The organism is Pedobacter endophyticus, assembly GCF_015679185.1.
Classification (GTDB): Bacteria; Bacteroidota; Bacteroidia; order Sphingobacteriales; family Sphingobacteriaceae; genus Pedobacter; species Pedobacter endophyticus.
Genome location: NZ_CP064939.1, coordinates 3,345,530 through 3,361,165, shown reverse-complemented (window position 1 = coordinate 3,361,165; position 15,636 = coordinate 3,345,530). Strand labels below are relative to the sequence as shown.

Here is a 15,636-nt window from a genome sequence, read left to right as displayed (position 1 = left end):
TGTCCTAAAGAGACAGATTCAATTCAAATTTGCAGTGTTTAGCCTGCCGAGAAACCAATATAGGGAGTTGAAACGTACTTTCAAGCATTTGGGCTAGTCCATCATTTTCGAGGCAGCCTGAAAGCAAAGACATCGCTTTAAACCAAATGTTGATGGGGAGAGGCTATGAAAGCAATGCGTAATTTAATTTGGCAGGGAAATTTTGTGCCAAAGGCATCGCTTTGAGAAAAGCCGAGTTTTAAAACAGATTCCTGTTTGTAATTATAAAAAGCAATATTTTGCTATTTAATACCCAGGAGATTATCGGCAAACGCAAGTTTATAGCCCTTAATCAATGGTATATTATTCTGCATTTTCGATCAGAATACCGGCATCGCTAACTTCCAAAAGTGGATTATCACGCATGTTCTGTTCAATTTCGATGGTGAACTTTCCGTTGTGGGCGAAGCGATAGTTGGTAAGCATGGGCAACGTGTAGCTAAATACGTTGCCCGAGCCACTGCCCAGCCATTCGCCGTCGTTTTTGGCTAATTTGTATTGATAGCGCCTGGTAACGACCTTATTTCCATCTTTAAAATGGGCAAGGATAAAAATGTTCGAATATTTGTAATTGGCCGTAACGCGTAACTTAAAATAAATATTGTAGGGCGTTGAACTTTCCTTAATCTCGAACGAGTTAGCGATGTGATTACGATAAGACCATCTACGGTTATCCAACTCCACATTGCTGTCGATAATACTGTTAGTACATCCCGCCAAAAATGTAATCATCATCAGGGCGCAACACACCAGTGCAGATGTTTTATTCGGAAGCAGGTTTGTTCTCTGAGCCATTATTGTTATTTCGGCGGTTATTGTTTTTTCTGCGGTTATTTCTGTTTCTACTTTTGTTTTGTTCGGGTTTAGCGCCCTCGGTAACTGTTGCCCCTTCTGCTTTAACTACAGGTTTTTGCCCTTGCTGTGCTTTCTGGTTATTGCCCTGCGGCTTAGGTCCGTTTACATGTTGTGGCTTTGGTACCGCCTGTTGCGGTTTATTGCCCGGCTGCGGCTTATTACTTTGCTGGTTTTTTGGAGCCCCTTGCTGAGACTGTTTTTTGTTAGATGGAGCGTTCCGATCTGCCGATTGTGCTCTGTCTCGCCTATTTTGATTGTTATTTCCCTTGCCTTTTTGGTTTCTGCTGTTCCTGTTTCTTCCGCGTTCATCTAAACGTGTTAAGCTATCCTGGCCAACAACATTCTCATAATCGAAGGTTTTTTCTACCACAACAGGGGCGGCAACCTGAACGGCTTCTTCTTTCAGGTTTGGCGCTTTTTTGCCAGCCTTATTCATCACCATGATTTCTTTAACCCGAGCGGCTTTAACCGGAATCCAGTTTTCGTCGCCCTGATAGCTAAACCACATAATTTTTTTGAAAATATCTGTCTTTTGATGACGGGCATAACCGCCCTCGGTATCGAGATTTTCGATGCGATCGGGAATATCTTTTAAGGCATCTAAATAGGTATCAAGCTCGTAATTTAGGCAGCATTTAAGCTTTCCGCATTGACCGGCGAGCTTCAATGTGTTTAACGACAGGTTTTGGTAGCGTGCCGCAGCGGTAGAAACGGTTTTGAAATTGGTTAACCAAGTTGAGCAGCACAATTCTCTGCCGCACGAACCGATACCGCCTAAACGTCCGGCCTCCTGGCGCATCCCAATCTGACGCATTTCGATCCGTATACGGAAATTTTCGGCCATTTTCTTAATCAGCTCGCGAAAATCTACCCGTCCATCGGCTGTGTAAAAAAACGTGGCTTTTGTTTTATCGGCCTGATAATCTACGTCGCTGATCTTCATCGATAAACGCAGATCTAAAGCCAGTTTACGAGCCTTGTGCATGGTTTCCCATTCCATTCCCTTGGCAGCATTCCATTTCTCTACATCGGCCTCAGTGGCCTTTCGATAAATCTTTTTGGTAACCTGATCCAAAGCGGTTTTGCGGCGTTTCATTTGCACCCGAACCAGTTCGCCTGTGAGGGATACATGGCCTACATCGAAACCACCTGTTGGCCCTTCTACAGCAACAAGCTCGCCAATTTCGAGATAAATATTATCGCTGTTTAAGAAAAACTCTTTGCGAGATCCTTTAAACTTTATTTCGGTAACCTGAAAAGGTTTATAATTTGAAGGCATATCCAAGTTGGATAGCCAATCGTGTACTTCCATTGTCTGACACCCGGTGGTGCCACATGAGCCATTACTTTTGCATCCATTAGGGGTGCAACCACCACCTGTTGAACAACTTCCACATCCCATAATTAATTGTATATATATTGAGTCCCCTGAGGGAGCGTTTTAAACTTTATAATTTTTACCAACTGTAAAGATACATCTAAAAACAGAATTTTAGGGTTCGCGTTTCTTTCAATATGGTAGTGTGCCTTTTCCAGCTCGCCAATTATGGCCTCGGCCATTGGCAGGGTAAGCACATGTGTTGTTAACTTTTTTGCAGTATCGAGCGTTAGGGGCGGCAATTTTACCAAATCATCGGCGCCACTTAAAATTAAGCAGCACTCACGTAAATAATTTACGCCATACCTTAAAAAATTTTTCTGGTTCTCTCTTCCCCACTTTGCCACCTCGTCGGTAAAATCGATCAAATCAGGTACCCTGTTGCCAAATCCCATCCGCAGCCACGCCGTAAACGTGCCTGAGCTATCGCTTTGCGTATCTGCAGCCAATGCTTTTGCCTCAATTAAATTGCCATCGGCCAAAAAAGAGTAATCAACCGCCTGATTGGTGGTTAAACCGCTTGTGTTTAACAGATATTCAGTAACTTCCTGATTGGTGAGCTTTGGAATTTTAACAATTTGCGTTCGCGATAAAATGGTGGTTAAAATCTGCTCCTGACTTTGCGCAATTAAGATAAACAGCGTATTTGCCGGTGGCTCTTCAATCAATTTCAACAATGCATTGCCGGCTTTATCCAAATATTCGGGCAGCCACATAATCAAAACCTTGGTTTCGGCTTCGAAAGCTTTGTAGCTTAATTTCTTGATGATATCGTGGCATTCGGCGATTGGAATATTGGCCTGTTTGTTTGCGGCATCGAGCTTCGAACGCCAAATGTCTATATCTACATAAGGATCGTGCAACAGCATGTTGCGCCATTCGTCGAGCACATCAACCGCGATTTTAGTACTCGCCGATGCAAAAAACGGGTACGAAAAGTGTAAATCGGGATGAATGAGTTTTTCGTATTTGCGGCAGCATGAACATTCGCCACAGCTATCGTTGCCATTTCTGTTTAAGCAGTTAATATACTGTGCATAGGCTATGGCCAGTGGCAGCGCTCCGGAACCTATCGGCGATAAAAAAAGTTGCGCATGGCTAATCCGGTTTTCCGTAACCGTTTGCACCAATTGTTGCTTAATCTTGTCCTGTCCGATGATTTCTTTAAACTGCATTTGGTGCAAAATAAGAAATAGATACGAGAATTGATAAAATACATGTGAGATATGACCTAAGTCGGATTTTTGATAGCGCTTAACGATAGGATTTAGTGCAATTTAAGCATATTTTAAGGCTTAAAAACCGAATTTACAATGAATATAGTTACATTAGCTAAATTAACTTAAACAGACGTCTTGAAATTTGTTCTTCTTTTGCTCCTTTGTTTTGGATTCTTTTTTTCCTTTGGCCAGGAAAAAGCGATCGATGTGATTGTTATGGATGAGCAGAAGAGACCGATAGAACAGGCCACAGTGCAGCTGCTTTTAGCCAGCAACAACGCCGTGGTAAAGGTTGGCGTTACTAATAAGCAGGGCTTTGCAAGTTTTAAACGCCCAAAAACCAATAACTACATTTTTAAAATAACTGCCGTTGGCTTTATTACCCAGCAAACAACGGTTTCGAAAACGGCCGTTACTACAGTTAACATTGTGTTAACCGGCGCAAATAAAGACCTTGGGAATGTAGATGTAGTTGGCAAAAGGCAGTACGTTCAACGCAGCCAGGGTAAAACCATTATTAATGTTGATGCAGCGATAACAAATGCCGGTGCTACGGTTTTGGAGGTTTTGGAGAAATCGCCGGGAGTGATGGTTGATAAGAATGGTGGCATTAGCCTGCAAGGGAAAGCAGGGGTTTTGGTAATGATTGATGATAAACAAACTTATTTATCGGGCACCGAACTAAACAATTTGCTGAGCAGCATGAGTGCTTCGCAGGTAAATCAGATTGAGTTGATTACTAACCCGTCTGCCAGGTACGATGCCAGTGGAAATGCCGGAATTATTAACATCAAAACTAAAAAGAACAGACAGGAAGGGTTTAATGGATCGGTAAATACTGGTTTCGGCTATGGGCGCCATTATAAGAACAACAACAGTTTGCTGCTCAATTTTAGAAAGGGTAAATTTAATACGTTTGCGAATTTTGCAGTGAACTCGGCAAAAAACTTTACCGATATTTACGCTTACCGTCAATATTTTAATGGTGATGGAAGCGTGACTTCGACATTAGATCAAACGTCTAACTTTAATAACAAAAATCAGGGTTACATTTTTAAAACTGGTGTTGATTTTTATGCTTCCGAAAAAACGACGGTTGGACTTACGCTAAGCGGGCTTATTGCTAAGCAAGATGCAACCGGCAAAGCGATAGCAAATTGGAAAAGTGGCCCTTCGGTTATCGATTCGGCCGTTGGCACATACAGCACTACCGATTTCAATCTCAAAAATGCAGGCATTAACGTTTACTTAAAACATGCGATAAGTAAAAAGCAGGGCATTTCTTTCGATCTTGATGCGTTAAAGTATAGCATTAAAAACGACCAATCGTTCAGGAACAGGCTGCTTGGATCGAACGTTGACCTTGGCGGCACAGAAGCGGAAATTCCATCTGATTTGAAGATTTTTTCGGCAAAGATTGATCATCAGGTAAGTTTTGGCAAAAACGCGAAAATCGAATCGGGTTTTAAATCTTCATCAATAAGCACCGATAACACGGCGGCCTATGAACTGTTTAACGGCACCACGTTTTCGCCCGACCTAAACAAAAGCAATCATTTTTTATACAAGGAAAACATTAACGCCTTGTATACCAGCTTCGAAACCAAATTTGGCAAGTTTAGTGCGCAAGCCGGTTTACGCTACGAAAACACGTATTATAATGCGCACCAGCTGGGTAACGAGATTCGGCCCGACTCTGCTTTTTCGCGAAATTACAGCAACCTGTTTCCTTCGGGCTATGTAACTTATCAGGCCGATTCGCTGAATTCGTTTACACTAACAGCGAGCCGCCGGATAGATCGCCCGGCTTACCAAAAGCTTAATCCTTTTGTGTTTATCATCAACAAATACACCTATCACACCGGAAACCCATATTTTTTGCCGCAATACACCTGGAATCTGGAGTTGTCGCATCAATTTAAGCAGCTACTCACTACATCGGTTTCTTACAGCGTAGTTAAAGATTACTTCTCCCAATTGTTTCTGTCGCAGGGCACTGATATTTTAGTTTATACGGAAGGCAATGTTGGTAAGGTGCATAACCTGGGCCTATCGGTAGCTTTGCAGGTTTCGCCTTTTAAGTGGTGGAACATCAATGCGCAAAGTACCTTTAATTATAAAAAGTTAAATGGTTATCGAAACTCCAACTATTCATCTTCCATCAATCAGCTGCTATCAAGCATAAACAATCAGTTTACCATTAACAAAACTTTGAATGCCGAAATTTCAGGCAATTACATCACGCGGGCGAGAAACGATTTACAGGAACTATTGTATCCCACCGGACAGGTTTCTGTTGGTTTATCGAAATCTATATTAAAGGGCAAGGGAAGTTTGAAACTTAATGCCCGCGATATGTTTTATACGCAGGTAATGGAAGGCTTAACTGATTTTCCGAGCGCAACGGAGTATTTTAGGCTTAAGAGCGACACGCGGGTAGTGAGTTTAAGCTTTTCTTATCGCTTCGGCAAGCCTTTAAAGGCCACAAAACGATCGAGCGGTGGTGCGGCTGAGGAGATCAATCGGGCGGGGAAATAGGGCACGAAACCATAAAATCAAAAAACCTTACCTTTGCGGCTTCAATAATTTTATATGGCCCGCATCCTAGCTTTTGATTATGGAACTAAACGTATCGGCATCGCCGTAACCGACCCCTTGCAAATTATCGCAACCGGGTTAGATACCGTACACCCAAAAGATGCTATTGAATTTATCAAAAAGTATTTACTAACGGAACAAGTGGAAGCTTTTGTTTTGGGCGATCCGAAGCAAATGAACGGATCGGATTCAGATTCGAAACAGCATGTAAAAGGCTTTGCCACTTTGCTTAAAAAAGCATTCCCAACCATTCCACAGTTTTGGGTCGACGAGCGTTTCACCTCAAAAATGGCACATCAGGCTATTGCCCAAAGTGGCTTAAAAAAAATGGACCGGCAGAACAAAGAACGTGTGGATACCGTTGCCGCCACCATCCTTTTACAATATTTTATGGAAACCAACCGTTTATAACCCAATACATGAGCTTAATAAACGACGATTTACAACAACTTTTACTCCATTATTGCGAGCCCGAAAATGAGCTGCTTCAACAGATAGACCGCGAAACAAACCTTAAGGTTTTAATGCCGCGAATGCTTTCGGGGCATTACCAGGGCCGTGTTTTAAGCTTCTTGAGTAAAATGGTCGCCCCAAAAAGAATCCTCGAAATTGGCACTTTTACCGGCTATGCCACCCTTTGCCTGGCCGAAGGACTAACACCCGATGGCATCCTTTATACTTTGGATATTAACTTGGAACTTGAGGACATGGTGCGTTCTAATTTCGAAAAATCTGCATTTAACGATAAGATTAAATACATTTTGGGCGATGCGAACGAAACAATGCAGGAACTGGATGAAGTTTTTGATATCGTTTTTATTGATGCAGATAAAAAGAATAACGGCGCTTATTACGACCTTATCTTCGAGCGTGTTCGCCCGGGGGGAATCATCATTGTTGATAACGTGTTGTGGAGTGGAAAAGTACTTCAGGATAAGCAGGATAAAGACACCCGAAATATTACTGGTTTTAATGATAAAATAGCTGCAGATGAGCGGGTTGAAAAACTAATCCTCCCCGTTAGGGATGGGCTGTTTGTGATAAGAAAGAAATGAATCACCCGTCATTGCTTCGTGCCTCGCAATGACGACAATAAAATGAAAAATGAAAAAAACACTTACTTTTTGCCTGCTACTTTTAACGGCAAGTTTTGTAAAAGCCCAGAGCATAAAGAATTATATTGCCGAACATGCCGAATATGCACAAGGTTTAATGCGTGAGCACAAAATTCCGGCAAGTATCATTTTAGCTGTAGCCATACACGAATCAGCGGCTGGAAACAGCAGAATTGCCCAGTACTTAAACAACCATTTTGGTGTAAAGGGGCCTAACAACAATACGGAAATCCACTCCGCCTATCGCGATTATGAAAATGCAGACGAATCGTACGATCATTTTGTAGAGATTATGGAGACCCGCGAGCCTTTTAATAATCTTTTTGCAAAACACGATCAGTACGATTATAAAGGCTGGGCGCTGGGAATTCAACGTTCGGGATATGCTCAAAGCAGAACCTGGGCAAGCCAGGTAATTGCCATCGCTAAGAAATATGAGCTCTATAAATATGATGAGCGCCCGGAAGGCTATAAAAAACCCGTTTACGCCAGCCGGACTTACCGGAAAAGAGGCCGCGTTTATACCGTAAAAGCGGGTGATAACTTAAGCGTAATTGCCAGGAAAAAAGGAACAACGGTAAAGGCGATCATGAAAAAAAGCGGACTGAAAAGCATCAGGTTAAAGCCGGGCCAGCGGTTGAGGTATTGAGCTTGGAGTTGGGAGTCTTTAGTCCCGAGTCCTAAGTCTTTAGTACATTGCCTTTTAAACAATTAATCAATTCAAACAACACCTATTAAAAATGCGTTCATCCCATCATTTACTTCTTATTGTTATTGTAGCGCTTCTGATCAGCTCGTGCGGTGCTTCGCGGAAGTTTTCTAAAAACAACAAACAGATTGAAAAAGCGGCAAACAAGGCCAACAACAACAGTTACAAAAGCTACAATACATTAAGTTATATTGATGAGTTTAAAGCCGTGGCCATAGAAGAAATGAACGCTTACGGAATTCCGGCCAGCATTACTTTGGCGCAGGGAATTTTAGAATCGGGCAGTGGAAACAGCGATTTAGCCAAATACGCCAACAACCACTTTGGTATTAAATGTACATCGGATTGGAAAGGGAAAAATTATTTTCGCGATGATGACCAAAAAAACGACTGCTTTAGGGTGTACAAAGATGCCCGCGAATCATTTAAAGATCATTCGGAATTTTTGAAGCGTAAACGCTACAGTTTTTTGTTTCAACTGGATAAAAACGATTACAAGAGCTGGGCACAGGGTTTACGAACTGCAGGTTATGCCACCAATCCAAAATATCCGGATTTGTTGATCAATATGATCGAGAAATATCAGCTTTACCAATACGATCAGCCAGAAAGCGAAAAACAAAAAATTGCCCGCGAAGACAGGGTATTTACAGAGATCAACGAAAATATTCCGCAGGAAAAGAAAAAATTTACACCAGTTGAAACACCTCCACCAGGGGCTAAGCCCATTGTGGCAAACGGCACTTACACCGTTGCTAAAGGCGATACCTTATACAACATTGCCAAACGCTTTAACCTTACGGTAGATGAGTTGAAAATGCTTAATGAGATGACCACAGACGCGATAAAGATTGGTCAGGTTTTAACGGTTAAATAAAATACGCTTAACTTTAGGTTTTCAAGTTTTCAGGCACAAAGTAAATTTATTCGTATCTATTTCTATGGGGTTGAGCGCTTACCTGGGCTTCGGCATTAATAAAAGCAAAAAACCTGCGTTAAATAATGTTAATACTCAGCATTGCCTATCAGTTATTTGTAGTTTTGTAGCCTCATGAAATTTTTTGCTGCGCTTGTTTTATTTTTGGCCTTGTCGCCGATGCTGTTTGGCCAAACCAAACCAGTGCAGGGGATAGTTATTGATAAGGAAACCAAGCAACGTTTGGCAAAAGTTTACATTTACAACATCCGTACCGGCGATGGCCTTTATAACAATACAAAAGGCGAATTTAACACCTATGCTATTCCGGGCGACACGTTGGTTGCGGCGCTCTCGGGATATGGGGTCGATACTTTGGTTTTTAAAGGACAGGCGGCGGCATACTTTCAGCTTAAATCAATCGGTATCCGGTTGCGCGATGTGATTATACAACAAAAACGTTTAACGCCGCAGCAACAGTATGAAAAGTCAGTTCAGGAATACCGTTATCAAACCAAAAAAGGCAGCAGCAAAGATCTTTTGAGCCTGGGCAATGGCGGCGCTGGCCTGGGGATAGACGCCATTTACAACTTGTTGAGCAAACAAGGAAGAAATGCCCGGCACCTGCAAAAAATACTGGAAAAAGATTACCGCGAAGATTTAATCGATTACCGCTTTAATGCTACTTTGGTTCAAAGGGTTTTGGGAATAAAAGAAGACGAAATGCTCGATTTTATGCAGCAATACCGTCCAACTTATCAGTTTGTACTCGATGCCGATGATTACAGCTTCAATATGTTTATTCGCAACGCCTATAAAAGCTATCGCTTAAACCCAAGGGCCTTGCAGTTGCCTCCATTGCCCAAGTTAACCATCGATAAGTTGTGAGGCCACCCATTTTAATCGTTAAGCGCCTGCCCGCAGCAGGAATGGCGATATTTCCTTTCATCTTGCTTAAATCGGAAAAGCTGAGGGTAAACAAAGTCATCATTAACCACGAAAAAATACACCTGAGGCAACAGCTCGAACTGCTTATTCTGCCTTTTTATATCTTGTATCTTCTTCATTATTTAATAAATTTAATCCGTTTTAAACAACACGATACCGCCTACCGCAACATTGTTTTCGAAAAAGAGGCTTACAATAACGACGGCAATTTGAATTATTTAAAACGGAGCTGGTACGGCTGGCTTAAAGCACTTTAAAGCCACTAATGCGCAGCGATTTATAATTGTCTGTTGGACAATCATTTTATCAAAAGCTTTTTATCTCACAATTTTTTGTTTTTCTTTGTAGGTAATGAAGACCTGTTTAGCTACCATCATCCTTATTCTAAGTTTCTGCTCGGTTAACTTGTATGCACAGGAAATTGATACAGTGCCGTTTAATACCAAAGGCATGGATATTAAGCTGAAACGTAGTCCGTTGCCAAGCAGGCAGGGGCCATTAAATTTCGAACCGGTAAATATTAAGCCCCTCGTGGTTAATGCGAAGGTTAATTACTGGAAAACCAAAACCAACATCGGCATCAACGTTAACCAGGCACAGTTTAGCGATAACTGGAAAGGTGGAGGAACCAACTCGGTTGCCGTTGGCGGAACCGTAAACTACAAAGCCGAATACAACAAGAATAATTACAGCTACGTAAGCGAGGTTATTTTGCAATATGGCAAAGTAAAAAACAAAGATCAGCTGCAAAAGAAAACCAACGACCGTATTTATTGGGATAACAAAGCTTCATTTCAATTATCTAAAAGCTGGTTCTTTTTTGGCTCTTTAAATTTCGAATCGCAGTTTGATAATGGCTACTCGTACAGCAGAAATGGCGATGGGCAAGAAGTAGCTACGCTAATTTCGAAATTTATGGGACCTGGTTACATCACAGAATCTATCGGTTTCGAATATAAGCCTGTAAACTATTTCTCTACCCGAATTGGTACCGGTACTGCTCGTCAAACCTTGGTGCTCGATACCACTTTGTATCGTACCAACAGTAAAAATTTCGGTGTTGAGCCCGGAAAGAAATTTAGAAATGAACTCGCCTTTCAAATTGTAAGTTCTTTTGACAAGGACATTTTTAAGAATACCAATTTAAAGGCACGGTACAATATGTTTATTCCATACGAAGATATTTCTGGTTCGCGAATTGACCACAGACTGGACATTGCGCTTACGGCCAAGATCAACAGGTACATGAATACCAGTATTACGGGCGTTATTTTGTACGATAAAGATACTGATGCCAAGGTACAGGCGAGCCAGGCCCTGTCGCTGGGTTTTGCTTTTACATTCCCCAGATAGATTTTCGCCTGCAGTAATTGGGTGAACTCATCGTCATTCAGAAAAATGCTCCTAAGAAGCGTCGTCATCGAGCGCCTGACCAATGTCATTTAGTTAAGGATCAAATTATAGAACATTGTCACCTTGAGGGGTAATTTATGGGATGAAAATCAATATGAATGACGTTGTTTTTTAGAAAAATACGCTAAGAGGCGCCGTCATTTCGAGCGTAGCCGAGAACCACGAAGTGCTCAGCGAAGCTAAATCTTTATTCAAGGTTCAAAGATTTCTCCTCCAACGGAGCTCCTATGGAGCTCTTCGGTCGAATCCGATAGCTATCGGATGACGATTTTTTTAATGTTTTCAGAAAACGTCAATGTAGTATTTCGGCTACGCTCAATATGAACTCAAGCAGAAAAGCTCAGACTGACGGTTTGCTGAGCTTAACTTAATAGCATTGCTGCCCGTCCGTTCAGGCGGGAATGACGAACGGGCGAAAGGAGATGTGATAATCGCCGGATGCCTTGCAACTATTCATCCGATAACTCAAAAAACTATATTTTCTTCCGCTTCTTTTTCAAATCGAGATAATCTACATAATACAGTACTTTTATTGACAGACTATTATTCTGCGGTGCTGACAAAATCCCATTAAGGTTTTTATTATAACGCTCCGTGTAAAAAGTGTCGTATGTTTCTGCAGCATCTTTGTACGAGACAGAGAGCGTGCTGCCGGGCGCAAATTGCCACGTATAAATTAAATCGATATTAAAAACGTTATAGTTTCTATCAGTTCCTGTTAAGGCCGGCCCCTCATAAGCTGTCAAGTTCCCATCAGGTTTCAGTAAATAAAATTCCTTGTTTCTCCGGTCGCTCCAGTAATGCCTCAATACAACGGTAATGCCCATCAGGTTTGTAAAAGTATATTTGGCATCGAAAGAGTTTTCGACGGTACGCCGATCGTACTTTGAAAAAATAGATTGCTCGCCTTGGTTGGTCACCCAATTTACATAATTGAAATTTGGGTTATAATCCAAATCTAAACCAAAAGCGAGCTTATCGTTCACTCTCAGGTTTTGGAACAAATAGAAATTATATTCTTCACCGCCCATCGCTGCCTGTTTAAAATAACGGATGTTGCCGCCAAAATTGTAAGGCTTGGCCCGATTAGGGTTTACGTATAAAGCTGCCCCGAAAACACCCGGTGCATGGTAAATCTGTCTGTTCCGGGCCTCGTAAAAATCGTTTCCCTTTCTATCCAAGCTCAAATCAAACTCTGCCGACCACAAGTTTTTAAATTGCACCCAATAGCCTGAGTTAAAACCAACTTTTTGATAAGCACTCGGAATTGCCCTGCGTGAGTAGTTGAGGTTTAGCCAGCTTTCGAACTGGTTATACCATTTGCTCGGCTTGTAAGCATTATACCCTAAGCCAATGCGTTGATCTAAAAAGTTGTTGTTGGTAAAAAAGCCCATATCCGATGGGTCGAATTTATCATCAGCATAAGCCTGATTGTAACTCCACGTAAAGTTTCCGCTCTGTTTTCCTAACCTTAACGTATAACTGTAGCCTGTACTGCTTTCAGCTCCACGCAGATAACTCATTTTACCGCCACCGTTTATGAAATACTTGTTATTCTTGTTGTTTAGGGTAAAAAGCAGGGCACTTACGTTGGCGTCGTACGCAGTTCCCTGACGCAACACATTGGTATTGATAAAGGTTGCCGAGCTGTTGTTCTTTAAAGATTGATCGAAGACCAGGATATTATAATTGGTAAGTGGTTGAGTTTCCACCTCGCGGGTATTTCCGTTGGCGTCTTCTACCTCGGTTTGCATGCTGTTGGTAATTGCATTAAAAATGCCTATACCCAAACCTTTGGCCGTTCTGCCCGAAATTTTGGTAGCATTTAACACCTTTGCTTCTGTTTGGTCTTTGATAATCTTATCGCCCTCGTTTACGCCCGAATAATTAGCATAGGCGGGTATAGACCCTATTCGCTTCGAGTAAAACAAGTCGCCCTTGTTAAAAAGCTCGGTGCCTTCTGTAAAAAACTGGCGATTCTCATTAAATTTTACCTCAAAAGGAGTGAGGTTTAAGATGCGGTTATCAGATTGCACCTGACCGAAATCGGGCACTAACGTCATATCCAACGTAAAACTGTTGTTGATGCCGTATTTTACATCCATTCCACCATTAAAGCGAGCAGTAGTGTTTTTTACGCCGGCCAAATTAAGCGGATAATGATTGATGTAGCCTGAAACATAGGGCGAAAACGAAAGCCTTAGCGGAGGTTTAATATTTGTTACCCCAGTCCACAGGCCCTCCTGATTGATAAAGCCGTTAACTTTTGGATCAACAAAGTTCCAAAACGTTTGTACGTTCGTCCGTTGAATGCGCCTGCTGAAATTTAGGCCCCAGCTTTGTACATCTTTGCCAGAAAAACGCAATGCCGAATACGGAATTTTCATCTCACACGTCCATCCTTTATCATCGAGCTTAACTGCACTTTCCCAAACAGCATTCCAGTTGGGATCTTCATCGCCGACTTGCGAGTATTTGGCATCGAACTGAACGCCGGCAGCGGTAACAAAAAACCCGTTGCCATTCATTTTATCATAAAACGGATCGACAATGATGGATATAAAATCGGCATTTCCGATGTTGTCGCGGGAAACCAACTCGTGCGAAACGCTATCAGGTGCATCGTACATTCTGGCGTAAACATAAATGGCAACATCATCGTACAAAACCTTCATTTCGGTTCTCCGATCTTGTTTTTCTACTTTTCCCGGCACTGGCCTGATCTCGAAAAAATCTGTCGCAATGGGAACGTTTATCCAGCAGGCATCATCTAAAATACCATCTATTTTAGGGGTTTCTACGGTACGCGTGGCAACGAGTTTCTTTTGCCCGGCCGGGTCTTGTGCATAAATAAAGTTTGCAATAAATGCCAGTAAAAGGAACGGTAAAATTTTCATTTGTTTGTTTTAGTAACCATAAGACTATGAATGGTGCTAATTGTTGCATCAAATGGAAGATTATTAGGGTTTGTTGGCGTTATAAAAAGATTTTTGGCTTTGAGTTGCAAAGATTTACAAGCAAAATTTGATACATTTGCCTTTTATTAAAAAACAAGTGGCTTTTGCTTTTATAGCAACAAGCTATTAGCTTATATAACGATGTTTGATAATTTACAGGACAAGCTAGACAGAGCATTTAAGGTATTAAAGGGACAAGGCAGCATTACGGAAATCAACGTTGCAGAAACGATGAAAGAGATCCGCAAAGCGCTGCTGGATGCCGACGTGAACTATAAAACGGCTAAGTCGTTTACCGACGAAGTAAGGCAAAAAGCTTTGGGGCAGAATGTGTTAACCGCAGTTTCGCCGGGACAATTGCTTACCAAAATCATGAACGACGAGCTTGCGGCCTTAATGGGTGGCGAGGTTACAGAGCTTGAAACGAAGGCAAATCCAACCATTATTTTAATTGCCGGTTTAAATGGTGCGGGTAAAACTACTTTCGCTGGTAAATTGGCTTTACATTTAAAGGGTAAGGGCAAAAAACCGCTGTTGGTTGCTGGCGATATGTATCGCCCGGCGGCAGTAGATCAGTTAGAGGTTTTAGGTACTTCGGTTGGCGTTTCGGTTTATGCAAATCGTCAATCTAACGATCCTGTAGGCATTGCGCAAGAAGGTATCGAGCACGGTAAGCAGAACGGAAATAATGTAATCATTATCGATACCGCAGGTCGTTTGGCCATCGACGAATCGTTGATGAACGAGATATCGGAAGTTAAGGCCAAAACCCAACCGCACGAGATTTTATTCGTTGTGGATTCGATGACTGGACAAGATGCTGTAAATACCGCCAAGGTGTTTAACGATCGTCTTGATTTTACCGGCGTTGTTTTGACCAAACTAGATGGCGATACCCGCGGTGGTGCAGCGCTTTCGATCAAATCGGTAGTAAACAAACCGATTAAGTTTATTGGTACGGGCGAGAAAATGGAAGCACTTGATGTTTTCTATCCTGACCGTATGGCTTCGCGTATTTTGGGAATGGGCGATGTGGTTTCGTTGGTTGAACGTGCTCAAATGCAGTTCGACGAGAAAGAAGCAGCAGAGTTACAGAAGAAGATTCGCAAAAATAAATTCGACTTCAACGACTTCTACAACCAAATTCAGCAGATCAAGAAAATGGGTAACATGAAAGATTTGATGGGGATGATTCCAGGAGTGGGAAAGATGATGAAAAACGTTGATATTCAGGATGATGCTTTTAAATCAATCGAAGCTATAATTAATTCGATGACACCATTTGAGAAAGAAAACCCTGACGCGATTCAACAAAGTCGTCGCTTACGCATTGCAAAGGGTTCGGGCAGTAAAGTGGAGGAAGTAACCAAGTTGATTAAGCAGTTTGAAGATATGCGCAAAATGATGAAGCAGTTTTCGAACCCCGCAGCCGCAGCAGCAATGATGAAAGGAATGCCTAAAATGCCGTTCGGTAAAAGATAAAAGCTG

The 15,636-nt window shown here is 42.0% G+C and carries 13 protein-coding genes; 9 read left to right on the top strand and 4 right to left on the bottom strand.

Annotated features, from left to right (window positions below):
• Window positions 1-342: 342 nt before the first annotated feature.
• From IZT61_RS13630 to IZT61_RS13620, 3 genes are read right to left on the bottom strand one after another with little or no spacing between them, the layout of a single operon-like run.
• Entirely contained in the window at window positions 343-834 is a 492-nt protein-coding gene (locus IZT61_RS13630; RefSeq protein ID WP_196097447.1) for a gliding motility lipoprotein GldH, read from the bottom strand.
• Window positions 803-2,296, bottom strand: coding sequence for a regulatory iron-sulfur-containing complex subunit RicT (gene ricT / locus IZT61_RS13625; protein ID WP_196097446.1), 1,494 nt, complete (start codon window positions 2,294-2,296; stop codon window positions 803-805). Before ricT ends, IZT61_RS13630 begins: the two co-directional genes overlap by 32 nt.
• Before the next feature lie 2 nt (window positions 2,297-2,298).
• Window positions 2,299-3,447: a DNA polymerase III subunit gene (locus IZT61_RS13620; protein ID WP_196097445.1), complete on the bottom strand. Its 1,149-nt coding sequence runs from the start codon at window positions 3,445-3,447 to the stop codon at window positions 2,299-2,301.
• 180 nt (window positions 3,448-3,627) lie between these two features.
• Here IZT61_RS13620 and IZT61_RS13615 point away from each other — a divergent pair, with 180 nt between their 5' ends.
• The 8 genes from IZT61_RS13615 to IZT61_RS13580 all read left to right on the top strand — a co-directional run bounded on the left by IZT61_RS13615 (window position 3,628) and on the right by IZT61_RS13580 (window position 11,131).
• Window positions 3,628-6,030 carry an outer membrane beta-barrel family protein gene (locus tag IZT61_RS13615; RefSeq protein ID WP_196097444.1) on the top strand — a complete coding sequence of 801 codons (2,403 nt, stop codon included), beginning with the start codon at window positions 3,628-3,630 and terminating at the stop codon, window positions 6,028-6,030.
• A gap of 54 nt (window positions 6,031-6,084) precedes the next feature.
• Complete coding sequence (gene ruvX, locus IZT61_RS13610) at window positions 6,085-6,501, top strand: Holliday junction resolvase RuvX (RefSeq protein ID WP_196097443.1); 417 nt, start codon at window positions 6,085-6,087, stop codon at window positions 6,499-6,501.
• Window positions 6,502-6,509: 8 nt separating this feature from the next.
• Window positions 6,510-7,145 carry an O-methyltransferase gene (locus IZT61_RS13605; protein WP_196097442.1) on the top strand — a complete coding sequence of 212 codons (636 nt, stop codon included), beginning with the start codon at window positions 6,510-6,512 and terminating at the stop codon, window positions 7,143-7,145.
• Window positions 7,146-7,194: 49 nt separating this feature from the next.
• Window positions 7,195-7,854 carry a glucosaminidase domain and LysM peptidoglycan-binding domain-containing protein gene (locus tag IZT61_RS13600; protein WP_196097441.1) on the top strand — a complete coding sequence of 220 codons (660 nt, stop codon included), beginning with the start codon at window positions 7,195-7,197 and terminating at the stop codon, window positions 7,852-7,854.
• Window positions 7,855-7,945: 91 nt separating this feature from the next.
• Window positions 7,946-8,791 carry a glucosaminidase domain-containing protein gene (locus tag IZT61_RS13595; protein ID WP_196097440.1) on the top strand — a complete coding sequence of 282 codons (846 nt, stop codon included), beginning with the start codon at window positions 7,946-7,948 and terminating at the stop codon, window positions 8,789-8,791.
• Between the two features lie 174 nt (window positions 8,792-8,965).
• Window positions 8,966-9,718 (top strand): hypothetical protein, encoded by a 753-nt coding sequence (locus tag IZT61_RS13590; protein WP_196097439.1) that lies wholly within the window; start codon window positions 8,966-8,968, stop codon window positions 9,716-9,718.
• Window positions 9,715-10,035, top strand: coding sequence for a hypothetical protein (locus IZT61_RS13585; RefSeq protein WP_230383688.1), 321 nt, complete (start codon window positions 9,715-9,717; stop codon window positions 10,033-10,035). The genes IZT61_RS13590 and IZT61_RS13585 overlap by 4 nt, the downstream gene beginning before the upstream one ends.
• Window positions 10,036-10,129: 94 nt before the next feature.
• Window positions 10,130-11,131 carry a DUF3078 domain-containing protein gene (locus IZT61_RS13580; RefSeq protein ID WP_196097438.1) on the top strand — a complete coding sequence of 334 codons (1,002 nt, stop codon included), beginning with the start codon at window positions 10,130-10,132 and terminating at the stop codon, window positions 11,129-11,131.
• Window positions 11,132-11,664: 533 nt separating this feature from the next.
• Here IZT61_RS13580 and IZT61_RS13575 read toward each other — a convergent pair.
• A complete protein-coding gene (locus tag IZT61_RS13575) occupies window positions 11,665-14,088 on the bottom strand; it encodes a DUF5916 domain-containing protein (protein ID WP_196097437.1) in 2,424 nt (807 codons plus the stop codon).
• 201 nt (window positions 14,089-14,289) lie between these two features.
• Between IZT61_RS13575 and ffh the strand changes: the two genes are divergently transcribed.
• Window positions 14,290-15,630 (top strand): signal recognition particle protein, encoded by a 1,341-nt coding sequence (gene ffh / locus IZT61_RS13570; RefSeq protein WP_196097436.1) that lies wholly within the window; start codon window positions 14,290-14,292, stop codon window positions 15,628-15,630.
• Window positions 15,631-15,636: the final 6 nt, after the last annotated feature.

Coding starts and splice junctions, on each gene's coding strand:
- IZT61_RS13630 (WP_196097447.1), bottom strand. CDS start 834: ATGGCTCAGAGAACAAACCTGCTTCCGAATAAAACATCTGCACTGGTG.
- ricT (WP_196097446.1), bottom strand. CDS start 2,296: ATGGGATGTGGAAGTTGTTCAACAGGTGGTGGTTGCACCCCTAATGGA.
- IZT61_RS13620 (WP_196097445.1), bottom strand. CDS start 3,447: ATGCAGTTTAAAGAAATCATCGGACAGGACAAGATTAAGCAACAATTG.
- ruvX (WP_196097443.1), top strand. CDS start 6,085: ATGGCCCGCATCCTAGCTTTTGATTATGGAACTAAACGTATCGGCATC.
- IZT61_RS13605 (WP_196097442.1), top strand. CDS start 6,510: ATGAGCTTAATAAACGACGATTTACAACAACTTTTACTCCATTATTGC.
- IZT61_RS13600 (WP_196097441.1), top strand. CDS start 7,195: ATGAAAAAAACACTTACTTTTTGCCTGCTACTTTTAACGGCAAGTTTT.
- IZT61_RS13595 (WP_196097440.1), top strand. CDS start 7,946: ATGCGTTCATCCCATCATTTACTTCTTATTGTTATTGTAGCGCTTCTG.
- IZT61_RS13590 (WP_196097439.1), top strand. CDS start 8,966: ATGAAATTTTTTGCTGCGCTTGTTTTATTTTTGGCCTTGTCGCCGATG.
- IZT61_RS13580 (WP_196097438.1), top strand. CDS start 10,130: ATGAAGACCTGTTTAGCTACCATCATCCTTATTCTAAGTTTCTGCTCG.
- IZT61_RS13575 (WP_196097437.1), bottom strand. CDS start 14,088: ATGAAAATTTTACCGTTCCTTTTACTGGCATTTATTGCAAACTTTATT.
- ffh (WP_196097436.1), top strand. CDS start 14,290: ATGTTTGATAATTTACAGGACAAGCTAGACAGAGCATTTAAGGTATTA.